The organism is Pseudomonas sp. GW823-FHT02C05 (assembly GCF_058797595.1).
This window is the reverse complement of the sequence record NZ_JBXAJU010000003.1, coordinates 789,324-809,603: the sequence shown is the minus strand read 5'-3', so window position 1 is coordinate 809,603 and position 20,280 is coordinate 789,324. Positions and strand designations below refer to the sequence as shown.

Sequence of the window (20,280 nt, the reverse complement as noted above, 5' to 3'; positions counted from 1 at the left end):
CCCTGTCGCTGACCGAGCTCCAGCCAAGGCTGTCCGACTGCAGTAGTTTTCAAGAGATGTTTTTCAGGGGCTAAAAGTCCTTTTTCCTTAGGGGTGAAACACCTTGGCCAAGATTCTCGTGGTTACATCCGGCAAGGGTGGTGTGGGTAAAACCACCACCAGCGCCGCTATCGGTACCGGCCTCGCTCTGCGCGGCCACAAAACAGTGATCGTCGACTTCGACGTCGGCCTGCGTAACCTCGACCTGATCATGGGCTGCGAGCGTCGCGTGGTGTATGACTTCGTCAACGTGGTCAACGGCGAAGCCAACCTGCAGCAAGCCCTGATCAAAGACAAGCGCCTGGAAAACCTCTACGTACTGGCCGCCAGCCAGACCCGCGACAAAGACGCGCTGACCCTGGAAGGCGTGGAAAAGGTCCTGATGGAACTCAAGGAAACCTTCGAGTTCGTGGTCTGCGACTCCCCGGCCGGTATCGAGAAAGGCGCGCACCTGGCCATGTACTTCGCCGACGAAGCGATTGTCGTGACCAACCCTGAAGTGTCTTCGGTGCGTGACTCCGACCGTATGCTCGGCCTGCTGGCCAGCAAATCCCGTCGCGCCGAAAAGGGCGAAGACGCGATCAAGGAACACCTGCTGTTGACCCGCTACAACCCGGAGCGTGTCAGCAATGGCGAAATGCTCGGTGTTGAAGACGTCAAAGAAATTCTGGCAGTGACCCTGCTCGGCGTCATTCCGGAATCCCAGGCAGTGCTCAAGGCTTCCAACCAGGGCGTGCCGGTGATTCTCGACGACCAGAGTGATGCTGGCCAGGCCTACAGCGATGCGGTTGACCGCCTGCTGGGCAAAACCGTGGAGCACCGGTTCCTTGATGTCGAGAAGAAGGGATTCTTCGAGCGCCTGTTTGGAGGTAGATAATGAATCTTTTTGACTTCTTTCGTGCCAGCAAAAAGGTCAGCACCGCGTCGGTAGCGAAAGAGCGTCTACAGATCATCGTGGCGCATGAACGCGGCCAGCGCAGCACCCCTGATTACTTGCCCGCCTTGCAGAAGGAACTGGTGGAAGTGATCCGCAAGTACGTCAATATCGGGTCCGACGACGTGCACGTCGCTCTGGAAAACCAGGGCAGCTGCTCGATCCTGGAACTCAATATCACCCTGCCTGATCGCTGATTGATCCGACGGGAGCCACGGCGGCTCGCGGGCCTCATGCATTGCATCGAGGTCGGCGAGCCGCCGTTGGCGTTTGTTACGAGGCTGTTTCAATGCCGTTGTCGAATATCCACATCCTGCATCAGGACGCCGCCGTCCTGGTGGTGAACAAACCCACCCTGCTGCTCTCCGTCCCCGGCCGTGCCGACGACAACAAGGATTGCCTGATTACCCGCCTGCAGGAAAACGGCTACCCGGAAGCCCGTATCGTCCACCGGCTGGATTGGGAAACCTCGGGCATCATTCTCCTGGCCCGGGACGCTGATACCCATCGCGAACTGTCGCGACAGTTTCATGACCGCGAAACCGAAAAGGCCTACACCGCCCTGTGCTGGGGCCAGCCGGAACTGGACAGCGGCAGCATCGATCTGCCCTTGCGTTATGATCCGCCAACCAAACCCCGGCATGTGGTGGACCACGAATTCGGCAAGCACGCCCTGACCTTCTGGCGAGTGCTGGAACGCTGCGGCGATTGGTGCCGGGTCGAATTGACCCCCATCACCGGCCGCTCCCATCAGTTGCGGGTACACATGCTGTCCATCGGACACCCGCTGCTGGGCGATGGCCTGTACGCCCACCCCCAGGCGCTGGCGGCCTGGCCACGCCTGTGCCTGCACGCCAGCATGCTCAGCTTCACCCACCCCCAGACCGGCGAGCGCCTGCGCTTCGACTGCCCCGCGCCGTTCTGAGCGCACGCCGCCCAAGCCGGCTTGCGGGCAAAGGCCGCCCCAGCGGCCCTTGCCCGCAAGCCGGCTCCTACAAGGCACTCCTATACGTTAAACTCGCGCCACTGCTGTCTGGAGCTACTTATGCGCGAAGAGTTGAACCAAGGCCTGATCGACTTTCTCAAGGCCTCCCCTACCCCTTTCCATGCCACTGCCAGCCTCGTTCAGCGCCTGGAAGCGGCGGGTTACCAGCGCCTCGACGAGCGCGAGCCATGGACCACCGAAGCCAACGGCCGCTACTACGTCACCCGTAACGACTCCTCCATCGTCGCCTTCAAACTGGGCCGGCATTCGCCCCTGCAAGGCGGTATCCGCCTGGTAGGCGCCCACACCGACAGCCCCTGCCTGCGGGTCAAGCCCCAGCCGGAACTGCAACGCCAGGGCTTCTGGCAACTGGGCGTCGAAGTCTACGGCGGCGCATTGCTGGCTCCGTGGTTCGACCGCGACCTGTCCCTGGCCGGCCGCGTGACCTTCCGCCGCGACGGCAAGGTGGAAAGCCAGCTGATCGACTTCAAGGCACCGATCGCGATCATTCCCAACCTGGCCATTCACCTCAACCGTGAAGCCAACCAGGGCTGGGCGATCAACGCGCAGAACGAACTACCACCGATCCTGGCCCAGTTCGCCGGTGACGAGCGGGTGGATTTCCGCGCGGTGCTGACCGACCAACTGGCCCGCGAGCATGGTTTGAACGCCGACGTGGTGCTGGACTACGAACTGAGCTTCTACGACACCCAGAGCGCCGCGGTGATAGGCCTGCACGGTGACTTCATAGCCGGTGCACGCCTGGACAACCTGCTGTCCTGCTACGCCGGGCTGCAGGCCCTGCTGACGGCCGACAGCGATGAAACCTGCGTACTGGTGTGCAACGACCACGAAGAAGTCGGCTCCTGCTCGGCCTGCGGCGCCGACGGCCCGATGCTCGAACAGACCCTGCGCCGCCTGTTGCCCGAAGGTGACGAATTCGTCCGTACCATTCAGAAGTCGCTGTTGATCTCCGCAGACAACGCCCACGGCGTGCACCCCAACTATGCCGACAAGCACGACGCCAACCACGGGCCGAAGCTCAATGCCGGCCCGGTGATCAAGGTCAACAGCAACCAGCGCTACGCCACCAACAGCGAAACCGCCGGCTTCTTCCGCCACCTGTGCATGGCCGAAGAAGTGCCGGTACAGAGCTTCGTGGTGCGCAGCGACATGGGTTGCGGCTCGACCATCGGCCCGATCACCGCCAGCCATCTGGGGGTACGCACTGTGGACATCGGCCTGCCGACCTTCGCCATGCACTCGATCCGCGAGCTCTGTGGCAGCCATGACCTGGCTCATCTGGTGAAAGTGCTGAGCGCCTTCTACGCTAGCCACGAACTGCCATGAGGCAGAGGGCGGGCGCGTGGACACACGCCCGCCTGTTTCTGATGCACATCAACCCGGGCCGCGACAAAGCGACCTAGACTTACAGTTACTCCTCCTGACAAGGCTGTCGCCATGATCTCGATGTCTTCGTTCCACTCCATGCTCATCCCCATTCTCACGGGCATGATCCTGCTGGCCATCGGCTTCAACTTCCGGGACAAGAACCTCGGTGTGTTCAGCATGTGGATCGGCATGCTGCTGATTCTCGGCACCGTGGTCTACAAGATCCTGGCCAAGCTCGCGGAATAAATGCAGCACTCACCCTCGCATTGAATTTGGCGGCCTCGTACACTCGGTCGATCCATTTTCCCCGAGGTTGACCGCCCAGTGTTCGCTCGTCTTTTTGCCCTGCCCTGCTATGTGCTCGCCTGCCTGCTGACCCTGCTGCCCCTGGGGAGCGCCCAGGCGGTGGGCTTGCCTGGTTTGCTGGGCAACCAGACCAAGGCGCAGCCCCAGGCTGAGGAACCCCTGGGGCAATCCCTGGACGAGGTGATCAAGTCCCTGGAGAACGACCAGCAACGGGCCAAGCTGCTGGCGGACCTGAAGAAACTGCGGGATGCCACGAAAAAAGCCCAGCCCACGCCAGAAGAAGGCGTACTGGGCCTGATCGGCGGCACTCTGTCGAACCTGGAAAAGCAATTCTCCGGGGTCGACAGCCCGGTTACCCGCTGGTCCGACGAGTTCGACCTGGCCAAGGAAGAACTCTCGGCACTGATGCTGCCAGCCAGCCAGTGGCTGCCGATCATCTTTGCCTTTGCCCTGATCCTCATGGTCTGGAGCCTGCTGGCAGCAGCGCTGATCTGGCTCAGCCACCGGGTGCGCCTGCGCTTCGGCCTGACCGAAGACCTGCCCCAGCACCCCAAGACCTGGGACCTGCTGCGCTTTGCCCTGCGCAAGCTCGGCCCCTGGCTGATCGCCCTGTTGATCACGGTCTACATGACCTACTCCCTGCCCTCTTCCCTGGGCAAGGACCTAGCCATGGTCCTGGCCTACGCCCTGGTGGTCGGCACCTGTTTCTCGGCGATCTGCGTGGTGGCGTTCTCCGTACTCGATGGCCCGCACCGCCATCGCGCCCTGTACATCCTGCGGCGCCAGGCCTTCCGCCCGCTGTGGTGGATCGGCAGCTTCGCCGCCTTTGGCGAGGCCCTGAGCGACCCACGCATGGTGGCCAGCCTGGGCCAGCACCTGGCCCATACCGCGGCGACCTTCGCCAATGTCATGGCAGCGCTGTCCACCGGCGTGTTCATCCTGCGTTTCCGCCGCCCCATCGCCCACCTGATCCGCAACCAGCCGCTGTCACGGCGCCTGACCCGCCGGGCCCTGAGCGACACCATCGAGATCATTGGCACCTTCTGGTACCTGCCGGCCCTGGTGCTGGTAGGTATCTCGCTGTTCGCCACCTTCGTTTCCGCCGGCGACACCAGCACCGCCCTGCGCCAGTCGTTGCTGTGCACGGTACTGCTGGTGCTGTGCATGGTGATCAACGGCCTGGTACGCCGCCATGCCCTCAAGCCCCAGCGCGGGCACAAACGCCATGCGCTGTACTCCGAGCGGCTGAAAAGCTTCTTCTACACCCTGGCTCACCTGGCGGTCTGGCTGGCATTCATCGAGCTCGGCCTGCGGGTCTGGGGCATGTCGCTGATCCGCTTCACCGAAGGCGATGGCCATGAAGTCAGCGTCAAGCTGTTCAGCCTCGGCGGCACCCTGATCTTTGCCTGGCTGATCTGGATTCTCAGCGACACCGCGGTGCATCACGCCCTGACCCGTTCGCGCAAGGGCCTGGCCAACGCGCGCGCGCAAACCATGATGCCGCTGATCCGCAACGTGCTGTTCGTGGCGATCTTCATCATTGCCACCATCGTTGCCCTGGCGAACATGGGCATGAACGTCACGCCGCTGCTGGCCGGTGCCGGTGTCATCGGCCTGGCCATCGGTTTCGGCGCCCAGTCCCTGGTGGCGGACTTGATCACCGGCCTGTTCATCATCATCGAGGACTCCCTGGCCATCGACGACTACGTCGATGTCGGCGGCCACCTGGGCACCGTCGAGGGCCTAACTATCCGTACCGTGCGCCTGCGGGACATCGACGGCATCGTGCACACCATCCCGTTCAGCGAAATCAAGAGCATCAAGAACTACTCCCGGGAGTTCGGCTACGCGATCTTCCGCGTGGCGATCCCGTACAACATGGAAATCGACGACGCAATCAAGCTGATGCGCGATGTCGGCCAGAAGATGCGCACCGACCCCCTGCAGCGCCGCAATATCTGGTCGCCGCTGGAAATCCAGGGGGTGGAGAGTTTCGAGTCCGGCAGCGCCATCCTCCGGGCCCGTTTCAAGACCGCACCAATCAAGCAGTGGGAAGTGTCCCGGGCGTTCAACCTGTCCCTCAAGCGTCACCTCGACGAAGCCGGGCTGGACCTGGCTACGCCGCGCATGAGCATCCAGGTGATCACCGCAGGCGGCGGCGCGGAAAAGGAGTGATCCTGTAGGAGCCGGCTTGCCGGCTAACGACACTGGCGCCTAAAGAACGTCAACACCGACATGAATCGCGTCATGGCGCCAGAACTCCAGGTCGCAATCGATCAGCCGCTCGTGCTGGTCATAGTTCACCCGGGCAATCCGCAGCCCCGGGCTGCCCACCGAGACCTTCAAGGCCGCCGCCGCTTCCGGCTGCAGTGAGGTGGGCACGATTTCAAAGCGCACCCGTCCGTAGTGCAGGTCGTAATGCCGGGCATAGAGTTCGGTGATCGACTGGTTCAGGTCCAGATCGAGAATCTTCGGAAAATACTTGGGGTTCAGGTAGTGCTCGACATACAGCACCAGCCGCTCATCGATGCGTCGTGCGCGGCAGATCTGGATCACGCTGGACAGTGCTGGCAATTGCAGCCAGGCGCAGACCGCCGCCGATGCCGGTTGCAGGCGCGCGGAAATCACCTCGGTGGAGGGCACCCGCCCCTGGGCGCTGACCATGGCGTGGAAGTGGCTGCGCTGCATCAGGTTGTAGGCCAAGCGCGGCGGCGAGACAAACCAGCCACGACGCTCTTCACGGTAGATCTGGCCCTGGGCCTCCAGTTGCAGCAGGGCCTCACGCACAGTGATGCGGGTGGTGGCGAATAGCTCGCTGAGCTTGCGTTCGGCCGGCAGCTTGCTACCGGGCGCCAACAGCCCGTGGGCGATCTGCTCCTGCAGGACCTGGCCGATGGCTGTCACCGCTTTGGTTGCATCAATACGCATCAACGTTACCTATCTGGACTAGACCAGCACTGTTTCAGGGCAGCGCAATGGCCGGGGCAGTGCTCTGCATCCGTGCCCAAAGCCTAGGCAATGCATATGACTGACAGATGACAAAGGCGCTCAGCGGGCCTGCCACCAACTTGCAAATTACCAGCCAGATCCTTGTTCTGCGCGTGTTTGGCCATGGTCTACGCTTATTTCGCAGCCCCGGACCTGCGCCCTAATCCACGCGCCGATCGTTGGCACCGACATCAAAGTGTCATCCAACCCGCCTAAATTGGCTCAGGTATTGCTGACCTAGACCAACCCACCGCAAGACTGTCGATAAAACGCAGCGTTGAACACGCCCAAAGGAGCTTCGGATGAAACAGCTTTTCCTGGCATCACTGTTAGGCTCGACCATTGCCCTGTGCACTGCCGCCATGGCTGCTGATAACGATTTGAAAACCCTGGAAGCCGCTGCGAAAGCAGAAGGCGCGATCAATAGCGTCGGCATGCCCGATGACTGGGCCAACTGGAAAGGCACCTGGGAAGACCTGGCCAAGACCTATGGCCTCAAGCACATCGACACCGACATGAGCTCGGCCCAGGAGATCGCCAAGTTCGCCGCCGAGAAAGACAATGCCAGCGCCGATATCGGCGACGTTGGCGCGGCCTTCGGCCCGATCGCGGTCAAGCAGGGCGTGGCCCAGCCTTACAAGCCGAGCACCTGGGCCCAGGTCCCGGATTGGGCCAAGGACAAGGACGGCAACTGGGCGCTGGCCTACACCGGCACCATCGCCTTCATCATCAACAAGAAGCTGCTGCACGGCTCCGAAGCGCCTAAGAGCTGGGCCGACCTGGAAAAGGGCAAGTACAAGGTTTCCATCGGTGACGTGAGCACCGCCGCCCAGGCCGCCAACGGCGTACTGGCCGCCGCCATTGCCAAGGGTGGTGACGAGAAGAACATCCAGCCGGCGCTGCTGATGTTCGCCGAGATCGCCAAGCAGGGGCGCCTGTCCCTGGCCAACCCGACCATCGCCACCATGGAAAAGGGTGAAGTGGAAGTGGGCGTGGTCTGGGACTTCAACGGCCTGAGCTACCGCAACAAGATGGTCAACAAGGACGACTACATCGTGCTGATCCCGTCGGACGGCTCGGTGATCTCCGGCTACACCACCATCATCAACAAGTACGCCAAGCATCCCAACGCCGCCAAGCTGACCCGCGAGTACATCTTCAGCGACGCCGGCCAGACCAACCTGGCCCGCGGCAATGCGCGGCCGATCCGTGCCGAGCACCTGACCCTGCCAGCGGACGTACAGGCCAACCTGCTGCCCAACGAGCAGTACAAGCACGTAACACCGATCAAGGACGCCGATGCCTGGGAGAAAACCTCCAAGGGCCTGCCGCAGAAGTGGCAGGAAGAAGTGATCATCAACATGCAGTAAGGCTGCATCCCTGTAGGAGCCGGCTTGCCGGCGAATGGCTCAAAGGCGCTGCACAGACAAGCGCACACAGGCCACTCGCCGACAAGCTGGCGCCTGCACACCCGATCCCGGAGTCCTCCACCTCATGAAGCACAACGTCATCCTTGTGGTGCTCGACGGCCTCAACCACGAAGTTGCCCGACACGCCATGGGGCACCTGCAAGCCTACGTCGGTGCTGGCCGCGCCGCCCTGTACAAACTGCAATGCGAACTACCTGCCCTCTCCCGCCCGCTGTACGAATGCATCCTCACCGGCGTGCGGCCGATCGACAGCGGTATCGTGCACAACCAGGTCTCGCGCCTGTCCAACCAGCGCAGCCTGTTCCACTACGCCCGCGAGGCCGGCCTGAGCACTGCCGCCGCGGCCTATCACTGGGTCAGCGAGCTGTACAACCGTTCGCCCTTCAACGCCCCGCAAGACCGGCACACCGCAAACCCTGAACTGCCGATCCAGTACGGCCACTTCTACTGGAGCGATCATTACCCCGATTCCCATCTGTTCGCCGACGCCGAGGACCTGCGCCTGCGCCATCAGCCCAACCTGCTGCTGGTGCATCCGATGAACATCGACGACGCCGGACACAAGCACGGCCTGGACAGTTCGCAGTACCGCAACAGCGCGCGCTCGGCGGACATCATTCTCGCCGACTACCTGCAAGGCTGGCTCGACGCCGGCTACCAGGTGCTGGTGACGGCCGACCACGGCATGAACAACGACCGCTCGCACAATGGCCTGCTGGCCGAGGAGCGAGAGATCCCGCTGTTCGTTCTCGGCGACGCTTTCAGCCTCGACCCCGCTGCCGCGCCGAAACAGACCGAACTGTGCGGCACCGTCTGCCAATTGCTGGGCGCGCCCCATGACAAACCTTTCTGCCGGGAGCTGTTGAAGTGAATTCAGTCACCCGTGGCAAATGGCTGGCGGCCCTGTGCCTGGTGCCCTTCGCCCTGTTCTTCATCGTGTTCCAGATTGCCCCCCTGGTGTGGGTGCTGATCAACAGCCTGCAATCGGAAGAGTTCGGCTGGGGCCTGGCCAACTTCACCAGGATCTTCAGCTCGAAGTTCTACCTGCAGGCCATCCAGTACAGCCTGGAGATCAGTTTCTGGTCCAGCGTGTTCGGCATCATCATCGCGGTGCTGGGCAGCTACTCGCTGCGCCGGGTGGATTCGCGCCTGCGCAACTTCGTCAATGCCTTCGCCAACATGACCAGCAACTTCGCCGGGGTGCCCCTGGCTTTCGCCTTCATCATCCTGCTGGGCTTCAACGGCACCATCACCATCATGCTCAAGCAGTCGGGGATCATTCAGGACTTCAACCTGTACTCCAAGACCGGGTTGATCATTCTCTACACCTACTTCCAGATCCCCCTTGGCGTGCTGCTGCTCTACCCGGCCTTCGACGCCCTGCGCGAGGACTGGCGTGAATCCGCCGCCTTGCTGGGGGCCAACGGCTGGCAGTTCTGGCGGCATATAGGCCTGCCGGTGCTGACCCCGGCGCTGCTGGGCACCTTCGTCATCCTGCTGGCCAACGCCCTGGGCGCCTACGCCACGGTCTACGCGCTGACCACCGGCAACTTCAACGTCCTGCCGATCCGCATCGCCGCCATGGTCTCCGGGGACATCTCCCTGGATCCGAACATGGCCAGCGCCCTGGCCGTGGTGCTGGTGGCGCTGATGACCCTGGTGACCATCGTCCATCAACTGCTGTTGAAGAGGAGCTACCATGTCTCGCGCTGAACCCGGCTCCGCCGCGCTCTACCACCGAGTGATGGTCTACCTGCTGTTTGCCATCCTTCTGCTGCCGCTGCTGGGGACCTTCGTCTACTCGATTGCCAGCAGCTGGTCGGCGACCATCCTGCCCAGCGGCTTCACCTTCAAGTGGTACCTGCAGCTGTGGAGCGACCCACGTTTTCTCAATGCCTTCGGCCAGTCATTGCTGGTCTGCGTGGGTGCGCTGGTGCTTTCAGTGGTGCTGATCCTGCCGCTGCTGTTCGTGGTGCACTATCACTTCCCCAAGCTCGATGCGCTGATGAACATCCTGATCCTGCTGCCCTTCGCGGTGCCGCCGGTGGTGTCCTCGGTGGGCCTGCTGCAACTCTATGGTTCGGGGCCCTTCGCCATGGTCGGCACGCCCTGGATCCTCATCGGCTGCTACTTCACCGTGGCACTGCCGTTCATGTACCGGGCCATCACCAACAACTTGCAGGCGATCAACCTGCGGGACCTGATGGACGCGGCCCAACTGCTGGGCGCCAGTACCTGGCAGGCGGCCTTCCTGGTGGTCCTGCCGAACCTGCGCAAGGGCCTGATGGTGGCGCTGCTGCTGTCCTTCTCGTTCCTGTTCGGCGAGTTCGTGTTCGCCAACATCCTGGTGGGCACCCGCTATGAAACCCTGCAGGTCTACCTGAACAACATGCGCAACAGCAGCGGCCACTTCACCAGCGCCCTGGTGATTTCCTACTTCTTCTTCGTGCTGCTTCTGACCTGGGCCGCCAACATCTTGAACAAGGACAAAAGCCAATGAGCTTCGTCAGCGTCCAACACCTGCAAAAGAACTATGCGGGCACCACGGTATTCAGCGACATCAATTGCGAAATCCGCAAGGGCGAGTTCGTTACCCTGCTCGGCCCTTCCGGCTGCGGCAAGTCGACCCTGCTGCGCTGCATCGCCGGCCTGACCCCGGTGGACGGCGGCAAGATCCTCCTCGACGGCCAGGACATCGTGCCCCTGAGCCCGCAGAAACGCGGGATCGGCATGGTGTTCCAGAGCTACGCGCTGTTTCCTAACATGACCGTGGAACAGAACGTCGCCTTTGGCCTGCGCATGCAGAAGGTCGGCGCCGAAGACAGCCGCAAGCGGGTCCAGGAAGCCTTGCAACTGGTGGAGCTCAACGACTTCGCCAGCCGCTACCCGCACCAGCTGTCCGGTGGCCAGTGCCAGCGCGTCGCCCTGGCCCGCTCCCTGGTGACCCGCCCGCGCCTGCTGTTGCTGGACGAACCGCTGTCGGCCCTGGATGCACGGATCCGCAAGCACTTGCGCGAACAGATCCGCAACATCCAGCGGGAACTGGGCCTGACGACGATCTTCGTCACCCACGACCAGGAAGAAGCCCTGACCATGTCCGACCGGATCTTCCTGATGAACCAGGGCCGGATCGTCCAGAGCGGCGATGCCGAAACCCTCTACACCGCCCCGGTGGACGCCTTCGCCGCGGGCTTTATCGGCAACTACAACCTGCTGGATGCCGACAGCGCCAGCAAGCTGCTGCAGCGGCCGGTCAGCGGCCGCATCGCCATCCGCCCGGAAGCCATCGAACTGCGCAAGGAAGGCCCACTGGATGCGCTGGTACGCAGCCACAGCCTGCTGGGCAACGTGATCCGCTATCGGGTCGAGGCCCGAGGCGTGGAGCTGGTGGTGGATGTACTCAACCGCTCGGCCGATGATCTGCACGCCGACGGCCAGCGTCTGGCATTGAGCATCGATCCGACAGCCCTGTGTGAGGTAGCCTGATGGCATTCACGCAATTGATCCTGAAGAGAGAGCGGCACTGATGGCCTTGGCAATTTTTGATCTGGACGAAACCCTGATTCACGGCGACTGCGCCACCCTCTGGAGCGAACAGATGGGCCGCCTGGGCTGGGTCGACAGCGAGTCGTTCATGCGCCGCAACCATGAGCTGATGGACGCCTACAGCCATGGCAAGCTGGCCATGGAGGAGTTCATGGACTTCAGCCTGGAACCCATGAGCGGACGCACCCCGGAAGAGGTCGCGCACCTGGTCGAACCCTGGGTCGAAGAGGTGATCGAGCCGATCATCTTCAGCGACGCCTGCAAGGCCATTGCCGCCCACCGCCAGGCCGGCGACCGGATCCTGGTGATCTCGGCCTCGGGCACCCACCTGGTGAAACCGATTGCCGCGCGCCTGGGTATCGACGAAGTCCTGGGAATCGAGCTGGAGGTGCAGCATGGGGTCTACAGCGGCCGCACCGTTGGCACCCTGACCTACCGCGAGGGCAAGATCACCCGCCTGCTGCAATGGCTGGATGCCGAGGAAGAAAACCTGGAAGGCGCGACCTTCTACTCCGACTCGCGCAATGACCTGCCGTTGCTGCTGCGCGTGGACCACCCGCAGGTGGTGAACCCGGATCCGGTGCTGCGTGAACATGCGCAGAAAGCCGGCTGGCCGATCCACCACTGGAAGTGACCCGCCCCAGAGATCCTCGGAGCTGGCTTGTGTAGGAGCTGGCTTGCCAGCGAACAGACCGCCAGGCCTGGCGCCCCCTTCGCCGGCAAGCCGGCTCCTGCAGGGCTCAGGTCAGGCTGGGGTCGATCACCAGCACCAGCTTGCCCGAGACCTGATTGGTCGCCAGCTCCGCAAAAGCGGCTTCTGCATCCTGGATCGCAAAGGTCCTGGCCAATTGCGGGCTCAGACGCCCTTCGCTGAACAACGGCCAGACATTCTGTCCAAGGTCGCTCAACAGGTCGGCCTTGAACTGGTCATTGCGGCTGCGCAGGGTCGACCCCAGAAACTGGATCCGCTTGGCCAGCACCTGGGCCAGGTCCAGCTGCGCTTCGCGCCCGCCCATCAAGCCGATCAGTACCCAACGTCCATCCAGGGCCAGCAGCTTGAGGTTGTTGGCCACATAATTGGCGCCCACCGGGTCGAGAATCACATCAAAAGGCCCAAAGTCCCGCAGCGCCTCAATGCCATCGGTACGCACCACACCGCCCTGGGCACCGAGGCTCTCGCAGTAGGCCAGGCGATCGGCTGAACCAACGCTCACCCAGCACGGGTTGCCGAACGCCTTGCACAGCTGGATAGCCGCCGAGCCGACGCCACTGGCGCCAGCGTGCAGCAGGACCTTCTCGCCCGGCTTGAGCGCTGCCAGCTGGAACAGATTCAGCCAGGCTGTGCTGTAGACCTCGGGCAGCGCCGCGGCCTCGGCCAGGGACAACCCTTCGGGTACTGGCAGTACATGGCGGGCATCTACCACCACCTCTTCAGCCATGCCTCCGCCCGCCAGCAGGGCACAGACCCGATCACCCACTTGCCAGGACGAACCCGGGCCCACTTCACTGACTACCCCGGAGCATTCCAGGCCAAGGGCCTTGCTGGCTCCGGGAGGTGGGGGATAGAGCCCCGCACGCTGCAACAGGTCGGCCCGATTGAGGCCAGCAGCCGCCACCCGAATGCGAACTTGCCCCACATCACAGGCCGGACTTGGCTCTTCCACCCACTCCACATGACCTTCAACGCCTTGCAATGCTTTCACAGTGCCTCCATAGTGAGTCTGGACTGAGCCCGGAGCGGTAGCACCGGGCTTTTTGCATTATGCGACCGGTCCTTATGGAACCGGCGACTTCAAAGACGGCCTAATATGCGTTATCAATTGCCCCCGCGTCGAATCAGCATGAAGCATTTGTTCCCCAGCACCGCCCTCGCTCTTTTCATTGGTTTCGGCCTGCTGCCGATGTCGACCAATACGTTCGCAGCCAATAGCTGGGACAATCTTCAGCCCGATCGCGATGAGGTAATTGCCAGCCTCAATGTCGTTGAACTGCTCAAACGTCACCACTACAGCAAACCGCCGCTGGATGATGCGCGCTCGGTGATCATCTACGACAGCTACCTGAAGCTGCTGGATCCGTCGCGCAGCTACTTCATGGCCAGCGACATCGCGGAGTTCGACAAATGGAAAACCCAGTTTGACGACTTCCTCAAGAGCGGCGACCTGAACGCCGGGTTCACCATCTACAAGCGCTATCTGGACCGGGTCAAATCCCGCCTGGACTTCGCCCTGGCCGAGCTTAACAAGGGCGTCGACAAGATCGACTTCAACACCAAGGAAACCTTGCTGATCGATCGCAAGGATGCTCCTTGGCTCAAGACCACCGCCGAACTCGACGACCTGTGGCGCAAGCGCGTCAAGGACGAAGTGCTGCGGATGAAGATCGCCGGCAAGGATCCCAAGCAGATCCAGGAAACCCTGACCAAGCGCTACAAGAACCAGCTGGCGCGCCTGGACCAGACCCGTGCCGAAGATATCTTCCAGGCCTACATCAACACCTTCGCCATGTCCTACGACCCGCACACCAACTATCTGTCGCCGGATAACGCGGAAAACTTCGACATCAACATGAGCCTGTCGCTGGAAGGCATCGGCGCCGTGTTGCAGAGCGACAACGACCAGGTCAAGGTCGTGCGCCTGGTGCCGGCAGGCCCGGCGGACAAGACCAAGCAGGTAGCCCCTGCGGACAAGATCATCGGTGTGGCCCAGGGCGACAAGGAAATGGTCGACGTGGTGGGCTGGCGCCTGGACGAAGTGGTCAAGCTGATCCGTGGTCCGAAAGGCACCCTGGTACGCCTGGAAGTGATTCCGGCCAGCAATGCGCCAAACGACCAGACCAGCAAGATCGTGCCGATCACCCGCGAAGCGGTGAAGCTCGAAGACCAGGCGGTGAAGAAGTCGATCCTCAACCTCAAGCAGGACGGCAAGGACTACAAGCTCGGGGTGATCGAGATCCCGGCCTTCTACCTGGACTTCAAGGCCTTCCGCGCTGGTGATCCGGATTACAAGAGCACTACCCGCGACGTGAAGAAACTGCTGACCGAGTTGCAGAAAGACAAGGTCGACGGTGTGGTCATCGACCTGCGCAACAACGGCGGCGGCTCCCTCCAGGAAGCAACCGAGCTGACCAGCCTGTTCATCGACAAGGGTCCTACCGTGCTGGTGCGCAACGCCGACGGCCGGGTGGATGTACTGGAAGATGAAAACCCCGGTGCCTTCTACAAAGGCCCGATGGCACTGCTGGTCAACCGTCTCTCGGCTTCGGCTTCGGAGATCTTCGCCGGCGCCATGCAGGACTACCACCGCGCCTTGATCATCGGCGGCCAGACCTTCGGCAAAGGCACCGTGCAGACCATCCAGCCGCTGAACCACGGCGAGCTGAAGCTGACCCTGGCCAAGTTCTACCGGGTTTCCGGGCAGAGCACCCAGCACCAGGGCGTGCTGCCAGATATCGGCTATCCGTCGATCATCGACACCAAGGAAATCGGCGAAAGTGCCCTGCCTGAAGCCATGCCATGGGACACCATCCGCCCGGCCATCAAGCCTGCGGTAGACCCGTTCAAACCGTTCCTGGCTCAGCTCAAGGCCGAACACGAAAGCCGTTCGGCGAAAGATCCGGAGTTCGTGTTCATCCGCGACAAGCTGGCCCTGGCACAGAAACTGATGGCGGAAAAAACCGTCAGCCTCAATGAAGCCGATCGTCGGGCGCAACATGCCGATATCGAAGCCAAGCAACTGGCCCTGGAAAACGCCCGTCGCAAAGCCAAGGGCGAGGAGCCGCTCAAAGAGCTGAAGAAAGAAGACGAAGATGCACTGGCTGCTGCCGAGCCGGACAAGACCAAGCCGGAAGACGACGCCTACCTGAGTGAAACCGGGCGCATCCTGCTGGACTATCTGAAGCTCAACACCTCGGTGGCCAAGCACTGAGGATGATGGCAATTTAATTCGATCGCGCCTCGGATCGTCATTAAACAGTCATCATTCTGTCGTGAAATAAAGGACCGGGCGCCGCTCTCTAGCCAGAGCCGCGCCCGGTCCTTTTTTTATCGACAGAGATCGCCATGACCACGACCGAACAGCTCAGTGCATTGAGTTCAATCCTGGCTCAAAGCGGTTTGCACAGTCTGTTCCAACCGATCATTTCCCTGTCCGAGCGGCGCATCCTGGGTTATGAGGCCCTGAGTCGCGGCCCCTCAAACAGCCCTCTGCACTCCCCTGTCGCGCTGTTCGCCGTCGCGCGCCAGGCCGGGCGCCTGAGCGAGCTGGAGATTGCCTGTCGGCAAAGCGCCTGCAAACGCTTCAGCGAACAACAACTGCCCGGCAAGCTGTTCCTCAACGTCTCGCCGGAATCCCTGCTGGAGGCCGCCCACCAACCAGGGCGTACCTTGCAGCTGCTTGAGGACTTCGGCATCCCCCCCAGCCAGGTGGTGATCGAGCTTACCGAACAGACCCCGATCGACGATTTCCAGTTGCTGCAGAACGCCCTGCACCATTACCGCGACATGGGTTTCTCCATCGCCCTGGACGACCTGGGCGCCGGTTATTCGAGCCTGCGCCTGTGGTCGGAGCTGCGCCCGGACTACGTGAAAATCGACCGGCACTTTATCGACGGCATTCACCAGGATGCCCTCAAGCGCGAGTTCGTCGGCTCGATTCTGCAAATCGCAAAAGCCTCCCGCGCCCAGGTGATCGCCGAAGGGATCGAACTGACCGAAGAACTGGCAGTGCTGACCGAGATGGGCGTCGACCTGGTCCAGGGCTACCTGTTGTGTCGCCCCCAGGAACAGCCGCCGAGGGACGCTCGGGCAATGATGCCCAAGCATGATCACACCAGCGTGGCCCTCAACGATGATGGCAGCGACCTCAGTGCGCTGCTCAACGAGCAACCGGCCGTTGCCCGCAATACGCCCACCGCCAACGTCCTGGAAGCCTTTCGCCGGCAAGCCAACCTCAACTCCCTCGCCGTGCTGGACGAACAGGGGCAGCCTTGCGGCATCGTCCATCGGCACTCGCTCTCCGACGCCCTGCTCAAGCCCTTTGCCACCGACCTGTTCGCCCGCAAGCCCATCAGCCGCCTGATGAACGATGACTTTCTCGCGGTCGAACTCAGCCAGTCCCTGCAGCAGGTCAGCCGCCTGATCACCAGCCGCGCCCGCCAACGCATCGAGGAAGATTTCATCATCACCTTGAATGGCCATTATCTGGGGCTGGGGCGGGTCATCGATGTGCTCAAGCTGATTACGGAGCTGAAGATCCAGCAAGCCCGCTACGCCAACCCGCTGACTCTGCTGCCCGGCAATGTGCCGATCCAGCAGTGCCTGAGCCGCCTGCTGCAGCAAGCACGGGAATCGGTGATCTGCTACGTCGACATCGACAGTTTCAAACCCTTCAACGATATCTATGGCTATGGCCGCGGCGATGAGGTGCTGCTGTGCCTGGCCCAATGCCTGAACGACCGGGTAGACCCGAGCCGCGACTTCGTCGGACATATCGGTGGGGATGACTTTCTGCTGGTGCTGGGGCCGGAAGACTGGCGCCGACGGCTCAACCAGTTGCTGGATGACTTCCACAGCCAGTGCCGGCGCTTCTATCGCAGCGAACACCTGGAAGCCGGCTGTTTTGTCGCCCCCAATCGGCAAGGTATCCGTCAGGAATTTCCCTTGCTGTCACTGTCCATCGGCGTAGTGCACCTGTATCCACAGGCCTGTGGCCAACTGGACTCCAGCCAACTGGCGGAGCTGGCCTCCCAGGCCAAGCATCACGCCAAGAATATCCAGGGCTACAGCATCCATGTGATCGACAGCCTGGAAGCGGCAGCCAGCCTGGGAGCGCAAAACCTCAGTGAGCCGCTGCGGGATCAGTCGGCTGATCGAGCTGCGTCAGTTTGAGCGCCGCAAGAGGATGCCCGGCCTGGGCCGAAAGCGTCCACCAGCGCGCCGCTTCGACAGCGTCGGGAGCCTTGCTGGGCGAGCCGGCCAGGCTGATCACGCCCAACTGATAGGCTGCCTTGCCATCCCCTGCCAGTGCAGCCAGCCGCAGCAGGCGTTGACCTTCTTGACGGGCGCCAAGCCCCTGCCCACGAAAAGTCAGGATGTGCCCATAAAAGCTCAGCGCACCGACATTGCCCAGATTGGCCATGCGCGCGAACTGACCTTCCATCCAACGCCAGACACGGGGTTGGCGGACAAACCACGGCCAATGAAACAAACGGCGCGCCAGCCAATAGCCGAGTCGCGCCTTGAGTGCCAGGAACATTCAAGCCTCCGCTGATTCAGGATACTCGTACTCGAAGACCCGCACCACTTCCGAGGCATGCCATGAAGCCGCGGCAACACCGTCGGAAGGGCCGGAAAAACGCCCCAGACGCTCCACGCACTCGAAGAATCCGGTACGCGGCAAGCGGCTGGCCCCCTGACTGATCACCAGGGAACTGCGCAAAGGCTGTTCGGCCCGTGCATCCAGCGCTGCCAGATGCTCCAGCGCGGCTGTCAGGGTCTGCATGGCCGGGCTGGGCAGTTGCAAGCGCTCCAACAAGGCTCGATAGGTTAAAAGATGCCGCTGACGACGGGCCTGATCCAGCTCACCCAACAGCCCATCCCAGTGCTGACGACTGATCCTTACACTCACGATTGCTCCCTCCACCCCGGCACCGTCAACTCCCAGGCCAGGCTGCGGCGAATCGCAGCGTCGGGTTGACGCTCGCCACTTTCAATCAGGGCCAGGTAAGACGGACTGATACCAACTTTGCGGGCCAGCGCCTCGATGGCGATGCCCTTCCCTTCGCGCAGACTGCGTAATTGATCCAGGCCCGGAAGATTCTGGGCTGGTGGCGCTGCCTGAGAAGTTGCGGCAGCGTGCGGTGGTTGTTCGGTAAGACCTGCGGCTGACAATAAAGCTTGATACTGAGCCCACGGCAGAACCACATATTCGGGCTCGCCATCGCGTTCAATAATCTGAATATCCATTACTACCCCGTAGGACAACGACACTTAGCGAGTCGGACTTTTCCCTTGAAGTGTAATCCTAACAGCGGCAATGGTCGCGGGGAGCATGATTGTTGTGGGAGGCGGTGAATACCCTTAGTTTTTCTGCGGTCCTTCCAGCAACAATTGCTCCGCAGTGTCCGGCAAGCGCTCGACAACCGCGAGTTTTTCCGGCATTTGCCGATTACGCCAGGTTCGGAAGGCGTTGAGTTCGTCATCCAGGGTTTTCATCAGCCAAGCCAGAACGGCGATATCGTCAAGCATGCCGAACACCGGAATAAAGTCGGGAATGGCATCCACAGGGCTGAGGAAATACATCAAGCCTGCCACCACCGACAGCAGCGCCTTGGGGCTGATGGCCCGGTACTCGCCACGCCAGTACGCCAGGCACAGTGCCTGCAACAAGCGCAGGTCCTGTTTGACCTTGCCCAGGCGTCCGCCCTGGCTGGCGCCTTTGCTCGCCACGGCGAACAGCAGCGTGGGCAAACGACCGCGGCTCAGCAAGCGCCCCGCCAACGGCAGGAAACGAGCAAAATTCCAGGGTGCTTTCATCATCACTCCCACTGAAATGTTATCCACACAAATTGTGGATAACCTTGTGAACAGAGCTATTTTTCACGGCTGAAAGCCCCGTTTCATAAGGGCTGAGCTCAGATCGGGCGTTTTTTACTCACATAAAAAAACCCATAATTTCATTGACTTGGCAGCCTCCAGCGACTACCTGCCGCTCATACCCTGTTCAGACCACCCGCACTGCCGTCGGTTCGGATAATTTGCCAGCAGCAACCTGCAGAAACGACAACGCCCCGTAAGAACGGGGCGTTGCTTCAGGCGCTGACGCAGGTTACTTGGCGGCGTCCTGCTTGGCTGGATCCTTGATACCCAGCAGCTCCAGTTCGAAGACCAGCACCGAGTTGGCTGGAATGGCCGGGCTCGGGCTCTGGGCGCCGTAGGCCAGGTCGCTCGGGATGTACAGCTTATACTTCTCGCCCACGTGCATCAGTTGCAGGCCTTCGACCCAACCCGGGATCACGCCGCTGACCGGCAGATCGATCGGGCTGCCACGCTCTACCGAGCTGTCGAACACAGTGCCGTTGGTCAGGGTGCCGGTGTAGTGAACAGTCACGACATCAGTCGGCTTGGGCTGAGGACCGTCAGCCTTTTTCAGTACTTCGTACTGCAGACCGGAAGCGGTGGTGGTCACACCGGTTTTCTTGCCGTTCTCTTCGAGGAATTTCTTGCCGGCAGCCGCCGACTCTTCGCTCATCTTGGCCATGCGCTCTTCGGCACGCTTTTGCAGCGCGGCGAAGGCTTCGACCAACTCTTCATCCTTCAGCTTCTGTTCTTTCTTGCCGACGGCATCTTCGATGCCCTGGGCGACCGCTTTGGAGTCCAGGTCATCCATGCCTTCCTGAGCCAGACTCTTGCCCATGTTCAGGCCGATACCGTAGGAAGCTTTTTGCGCCGGGGTTTTCAGCTCTACGCTGGTCTGCGAATCACAACCCGCAAGTACCAGGCTAACCAGGGCCACCGCCGCCGCCAACCGATGCTGTTTCATGCTATTTCCTTGTTCATGCGCCTAAAGGGCAATCGAATAAAGCCGCGAGCTTATCAGGCGACCACGACCAATGGCTACCGGCGTAAGAGTAGTAAATGGCCGATAAGTTCACGTCTTTAA

The 20,280-nt window shown here is 61.7% G+C and carries 21 protein-coding genes; 14 read left to right on the top strand and 7 right to left on the bottom strand.

Translation table 11 applies throughout. From position 1 onward, the window contains the following. Positions 1 to 103: 103 nt before the first annotated feature. From minD to AC1RGE_RS20140, 6 genes are all read left to right on the top strand, one after another. Positions 104 to 916, top strand: coding sequence for a septum site-determining protein MinD (minD, locus tag AC1RGE_RS20165; protein WP_011062650.1), 813 nt, complete (start codon positions 104 to 106; stop codon positions 914 to 916). After that, positions 916 to 1,170 carry a cell division topological specificity factor MinE gene (gene minE, locus AC1RGE_RS20160; protein ID WP_007898843.1) on the top strand — a complete coding sequence of 85 codons (255 nt, stop codon included), beginning with the start codon at positions 916 to 918 and terminating at the stop codon, positions 1,168 to 1,170. The genes minD and minE overlap by 1 nt, the downstream gene beginning before the upstream one ends. 92 nt (positions 1,171 to 1,262) lie before the next feature. Continuing rightward, the gene (locus AC1RGE_RS20155; protein WP_041119453.1) at positions 1,263 to 1,898 is read left to right on the top strand and encodes an RluA family pseudouridine synthase; all 636 of its coding nucleotides are present in this window, start codon (positions 1,263 to 1,265) and stop codon (positions 1,896 to 1,898) included. 120 nt (positions 1,899 to 2,018) lie between these two features. After that, on the top strand, positions 2,019 to 3,308 hold the full coding sequence (locus tag AC1RGE_RS20150; protein ID WP_041119454.1) for a M18 family aminopeptidase: 1,290 nt from the start codon (positions 2,019 to 2,021) through the stop codon (positions 3,306 to 3,308). Between the two features lie 111 nt (positions 3,309 to 3,419). Next, positions 3,420 to 3,596, top strand: a complete 177-nt coding sequence (locus AC1RGE_RS20145; RefSeq protein WP_011062653.1) for a hypothetical protein — start codon at positions 3,420 to 3,422, stop codon at positions 3,594 to 3,596. A gap of 78 nt (positions 3,597 to 3,674) precedes the next feature. Beyond that, positions 3,675 to 5,831 carry a mechanosensitive ion channel family protein gene (locus AC1RGE_RS20140; RefSeq protein WP_492584890.1) on the top strand — a complete coding sequence of 719 codons (2,157 nt, stop codon included), beginning with the start codon at positions 3,675 to 3,677 and terminating at the stop codon, positions 5,829 to 5,831. Between the two features lie 39 nt (positions 5,832 to 5,870). Here the strand turns inward: AC1RGE_RS20140 and AC1RGE_RS20135 are convergent, their stop codons facing one another. Then, positions 5,871 to 6,584 carry a UTRA domain-containing protein gene (locus AC1RGE_RS20135; RefSeq protein WP_011062655.1) on the bottom strand — a complete coding sequence of 238 codons (714 nt, stop codon included), beginning with the start codon at positions 6,582 to 6,584 and terminating at the stop codon, positions 5,871 to 5,873. A gap of 362 nt (positions 6,585 to 6,946) precedes the next feature. Here AC1RGE_RS20135 and AC1RGE_RS20130 point away from each other — a divergent pair, with 362 nt between their 5' ends. The 6 genes from AC1RGE_RS20130 to AC1RGE_RS20105 all read left to right on the top strand — a co-directional run bounded on the left by AC1RGE_RS20130 (position 6,947) and on the right by AC1RGE_RS20105 (position 12,254). Beyond that, on the top strand, positions 6,947 to 8,014 hold the full coding sequence (locus tag AC1RGE_RS20130; RefSeq protein ID WP_072442800.1) for an ABC transporter substrate-binding protein: 1,068 nt from the start codon (positions 6,947 to 6,949) through the stop codon (positions 8,012 to 8,014). Between the two features lie 124 nt (positions 8,015 to 8,138). Next, entirely contained in the window at positions 8,139 to 8,945 is an 807-nt protein-coding gene (locus AC1RGE_RS20125) for an alkaline phosphatase family protein (protein WP_492584888.1), read from the top strand. Next, positions 8,942 to 9,787, top strand: a complete 846-nt coding sequence (locus AC1RGE_RS20120; RefSeq protein ID WP_011062658.1) for an ABC transporter permease — start codon at positions 8,942 to 8,944, stop codon at positions 9,785 to 9,787. The genes AC1RGE_RS20125 and AC1RGE_RS20120 overlap by 4 nt, the downstream gene beginning before the upstream one ends. Then, the gene (locus AC1RGE_RS20115) at positions 9,774 to 10,574 is read left to right on the top strand and encodes an ABC transporter permease (protein ID WP_011062659.1); all 801 of its coding nucleotides are present in this window, start codon (positions 9,774 to 9,776) and stop codon (positions 10,572 to 10,574) included. Before AC1RGE_RS20120 ends, AC1RGE_RS20115 begins: the two co-directional genes overlap by 14 nt. Further along, positions 10,571 to 11,560 (top strand): ABC transporter ATP-binding protein, encoded by a 990-nt coding sequence (locus AC1RGE_RS20110; protein WP_011062660.1) that lies wholly within the window; start codon positions 10,571 to 10,573, stop codon positions 11,558 to 11,560. Before AC1RGE_RS20115 ends, AC1RGE_RS20110 begins: the two co-directional genes overlap by 4 nt. Positions 11,561 to 11,600: 40 nt before the next feature. Next, positions 11,601 to 12,254: an HAD family hydrolase gene (locus AC1RGE_RS20105; protein ID WP_011062661.1), complete on the top strand. Its 654-nt coding sequence runs from the start codon at positions 11,601 to 11,603 to the stop codon at positions 12,252 to 12,254. A gap of 106 nt (positions 12,255 to 12,360) precedes the next feature. On the opposite strand, the gene AC1RGE_RS20100 is transcribed toward AC1RGE_RS20105, so the two are convergent. Then, entirely contained in the window at positions 12,361 to 13,323 is a 963-nt protein-coding gene (locus AC1RGE_RS20100; RefSeq protein WP_011062662.1) for an NAD(P)H-quinone oxidoreductase, read from the bottom strand. 138 nt (positions 13,324 to 13,461) lie between these two features. On the opposite strand from AC1RGE_RS20100, the gene AC1RGE_RS20095 reads away from it, so the two are divergent. Further along, the gene (locus tag AC1RGE_RS20095) at positions 13,462 to 15,546 is read left to right on the top strand and encodes a carboxy terminal-processing peptidase (protein WP_492584886.1); all 2,085 of its coding nucleotides are present in this window, start codon (positions 13,462 to 13,464) and stop codon (positions 15,544 to 15,546) included. Positions 15,547 to 15,680: 134 nt separating this feature from the next. Next, positions 15,681 to 17,507 carry a bifunctional diguanylate cyclase/phosphodiesterase gene (locus AC1RGE_RS20090; protein ID WP_015636618.1) on the top strand — a complete coding sequence of 609 codons (1,827 nt, stop codon included), beginning with the start codon at positions 15,681 to 15,683 and terminating at the stop codon, positions 17,505 to 17,507. Here AC1RGE_RS20090 and AC1RGE_RS20085 read toward each other — a convergent pair. The 5 genes from AC1RGE_RS20085 to bamJ all read right to left on the bottom strand — a co-directional run bounded on the left by AC1RGE_RS20085 (position 17,458) and on the right by bamJ (position 20,160). Further along, the gene (locus AC1RGE_RS20085) at positions 17,458 to 17,874 is read right to left on the bottom strand and encodes an SEL1-like repeat protein (RefSeq protein ID WP_011062665.1); all 417 of its coding nucleotides are present in this window, start codon (positions 17,872 to 17,874) and stop codon (positions 17,458 to 17,460) included. The two genes, AC1RGE_RS20090 and AC1RGE_RS20085, sit on opposite strands and share 50 nt — an antisense overlap. After that, the gene (locus tag AC1RGE_RS20080) at positions 17,875 to 18,246 is read right to left on the bottom strand and encodes a hypothetical protein (protein WP_003179080.1); all 372 of its coding nucleotides are present in this window, start codon (positions 18,244 to 18,246) and stop codon (positions 17,875 to 17,877) included. Next, entirely contained in the window at positions 18,243 to 18,584 is a 342-nt protein-coding gene (locus tag AC1RGE_RS20075) for a helix-turn-helix domain-containing protein (RefSeq protein WP_492584884.1), read from the bottom strand. Before AC1RGE_RS20075 ends, AC1RGE_RS20080 begins: the two co-directional genes overlap by 4 nt. 114 nt (positions 18,585 to 18,698) lie before the next feature. Next, a complete protein-coding gene (locus tag AC1RGE_RS20070) occupies positions 18,699 to 19,154 on the bottom strand; it encodes a YkvA family protein (RefSeq protein ID WP_011062666.1) in 456 nt (151 codons plus the stop codon). Between the two features lie 292 nt (positions 19,155 to 19,446). Continuing rightward, positions 19,447 to 20,160 (bottom strand): BamJ family beta-barrel-assembly machinery protein, encoded by a 714-nt coding sequence (gene bamJ, locus AC1RGE_RS20065; RefSeq protein ID WP_011062667.1) that lies wholly within the window; start codon positions 20,158 to 20,160, stop codon positions 19,447 to 19,449. Between the last annotated feature and the right edge of the window lie 120 nt (positions 20,161 to 20,280).

Excerpts from the sequence above, each read along its gene's own strand:
- minE (WP_007898843.1), top strand. The coding sequence starts at position 916 with ATGAATCTTTTTGACTTCTTTCGTGCCAGCAAAAAGGTCAGCACCGCG.
- AC1RGE_RS20155 (WP_041119453.1), top strand. The coding sequence starts at position 1,263 with ATGCCGTTGTCGAATATCCACATCCTGCATCAGGACGCCGCCGTCCTG.
- AC1RGE_RS20150 (WP_041119454.1), top strand. The coding sequence starts at position 2,019 with ATGCGCGAAGAGTTGAACCAAGGCCTGATCGACTTTCTCAAGGCCTCC.
- AC1RGE_RS20145 (WP_011062653.1), top strand. The coding sequence starts at position 3,420 with ATGATCTCGATGTCTTCGTTCCACTCCATGCTCATCCCCATTCTCACG.
- AC1RGE_RS20135 (WP_011062655.1), bottom strand. The coding sequence starts at position 6,584 with ATGCGTATTGATGCAACCAAAGCGGTGACAGCCATCGGCCAGGTCCTG.
- AC1RGE_RS20130 (WP_072442800.1), top strand. The coding sequence starts at position 6,947 with ATGAAACAGCTTTTCCTGGCATCACTGTTAGGCTCGACCATTGCCCTG.
- AC1RGE_RS20125 (WP_492584888.1), top strand. The coding sequence starts at position 8,139 with ATGAAGCACAACGTCATCCTTGTGGTGCTCGACGGCCTCAACCACGAA.
- AC1RGE_RS20115 (WP_011062659.1), top strand. The coding sequence starts at position 9,774 with ATGTCTCGCGCTGAACCCGGCTCCGCCGCGCTCTACCACCGAGTGATG.
- AC1RGE_RS20110 (WP_011062660.1), top strand. The coding sequence starts at position 10,571 with ATGAGCTTCGTCAGCGTCCAACACCTGCAAAAGAACTATGCGGGCACC.
- AC1RGE_RS20105 (WP_011062661.1), top strand. The coding sequence starts at position 11,601 with ATGGCCTTGGCAATTTTTGATCTGGACGAAACCCTGATTCACGGCGAC.
- AC1RGE_RS20095 (WP_492584886.1), top strand. The coding sequence starts at position 13,462 with ATGAAGCATTTGTTCCCCAGCACCGCCCTCGCTCTTTTCATTGGTTTC.
- AC1RGE_RS20090 (WP_015636618.1), top strand. The coding sequence starts at position 15,681 with ATGACCACGACCGAACAGCTCAGTGCATTGAGTTCAATCCTGGCTCAA.
- AC1RGE_RS20085 (WP_011062665.1), bottom strand. The coding sequence starts at position 17,874 with ATGTTCCTGGCACTCAAGGCGCGACTCGGCTATTGGCTGGCGCGCCGT.
- AC1RGE_RS20075 (WP_492584884.1), bottom strand. The coding sequence starts at position 18,584 with ATGGATATTCAGATTATTGAACGCGATGGCGAGCCCGAATATGTGGTT.
- AC1RGE_RS20070 (WP_011062666.1), bottom strand. The coding sequence starts at position 19,154 with ATGAAAGCACCCTGGAATTTTGCTCGTTTCCTGCCGTTGGCGGGGCGC.
- bamJ (WP_011062667.1), bottom strand. The coding sequence starts at position 20,160 with ATGAAACAGCATCGGTTGGCGGCGGCGGTGGCCCTGGTTAGCCTGGTA.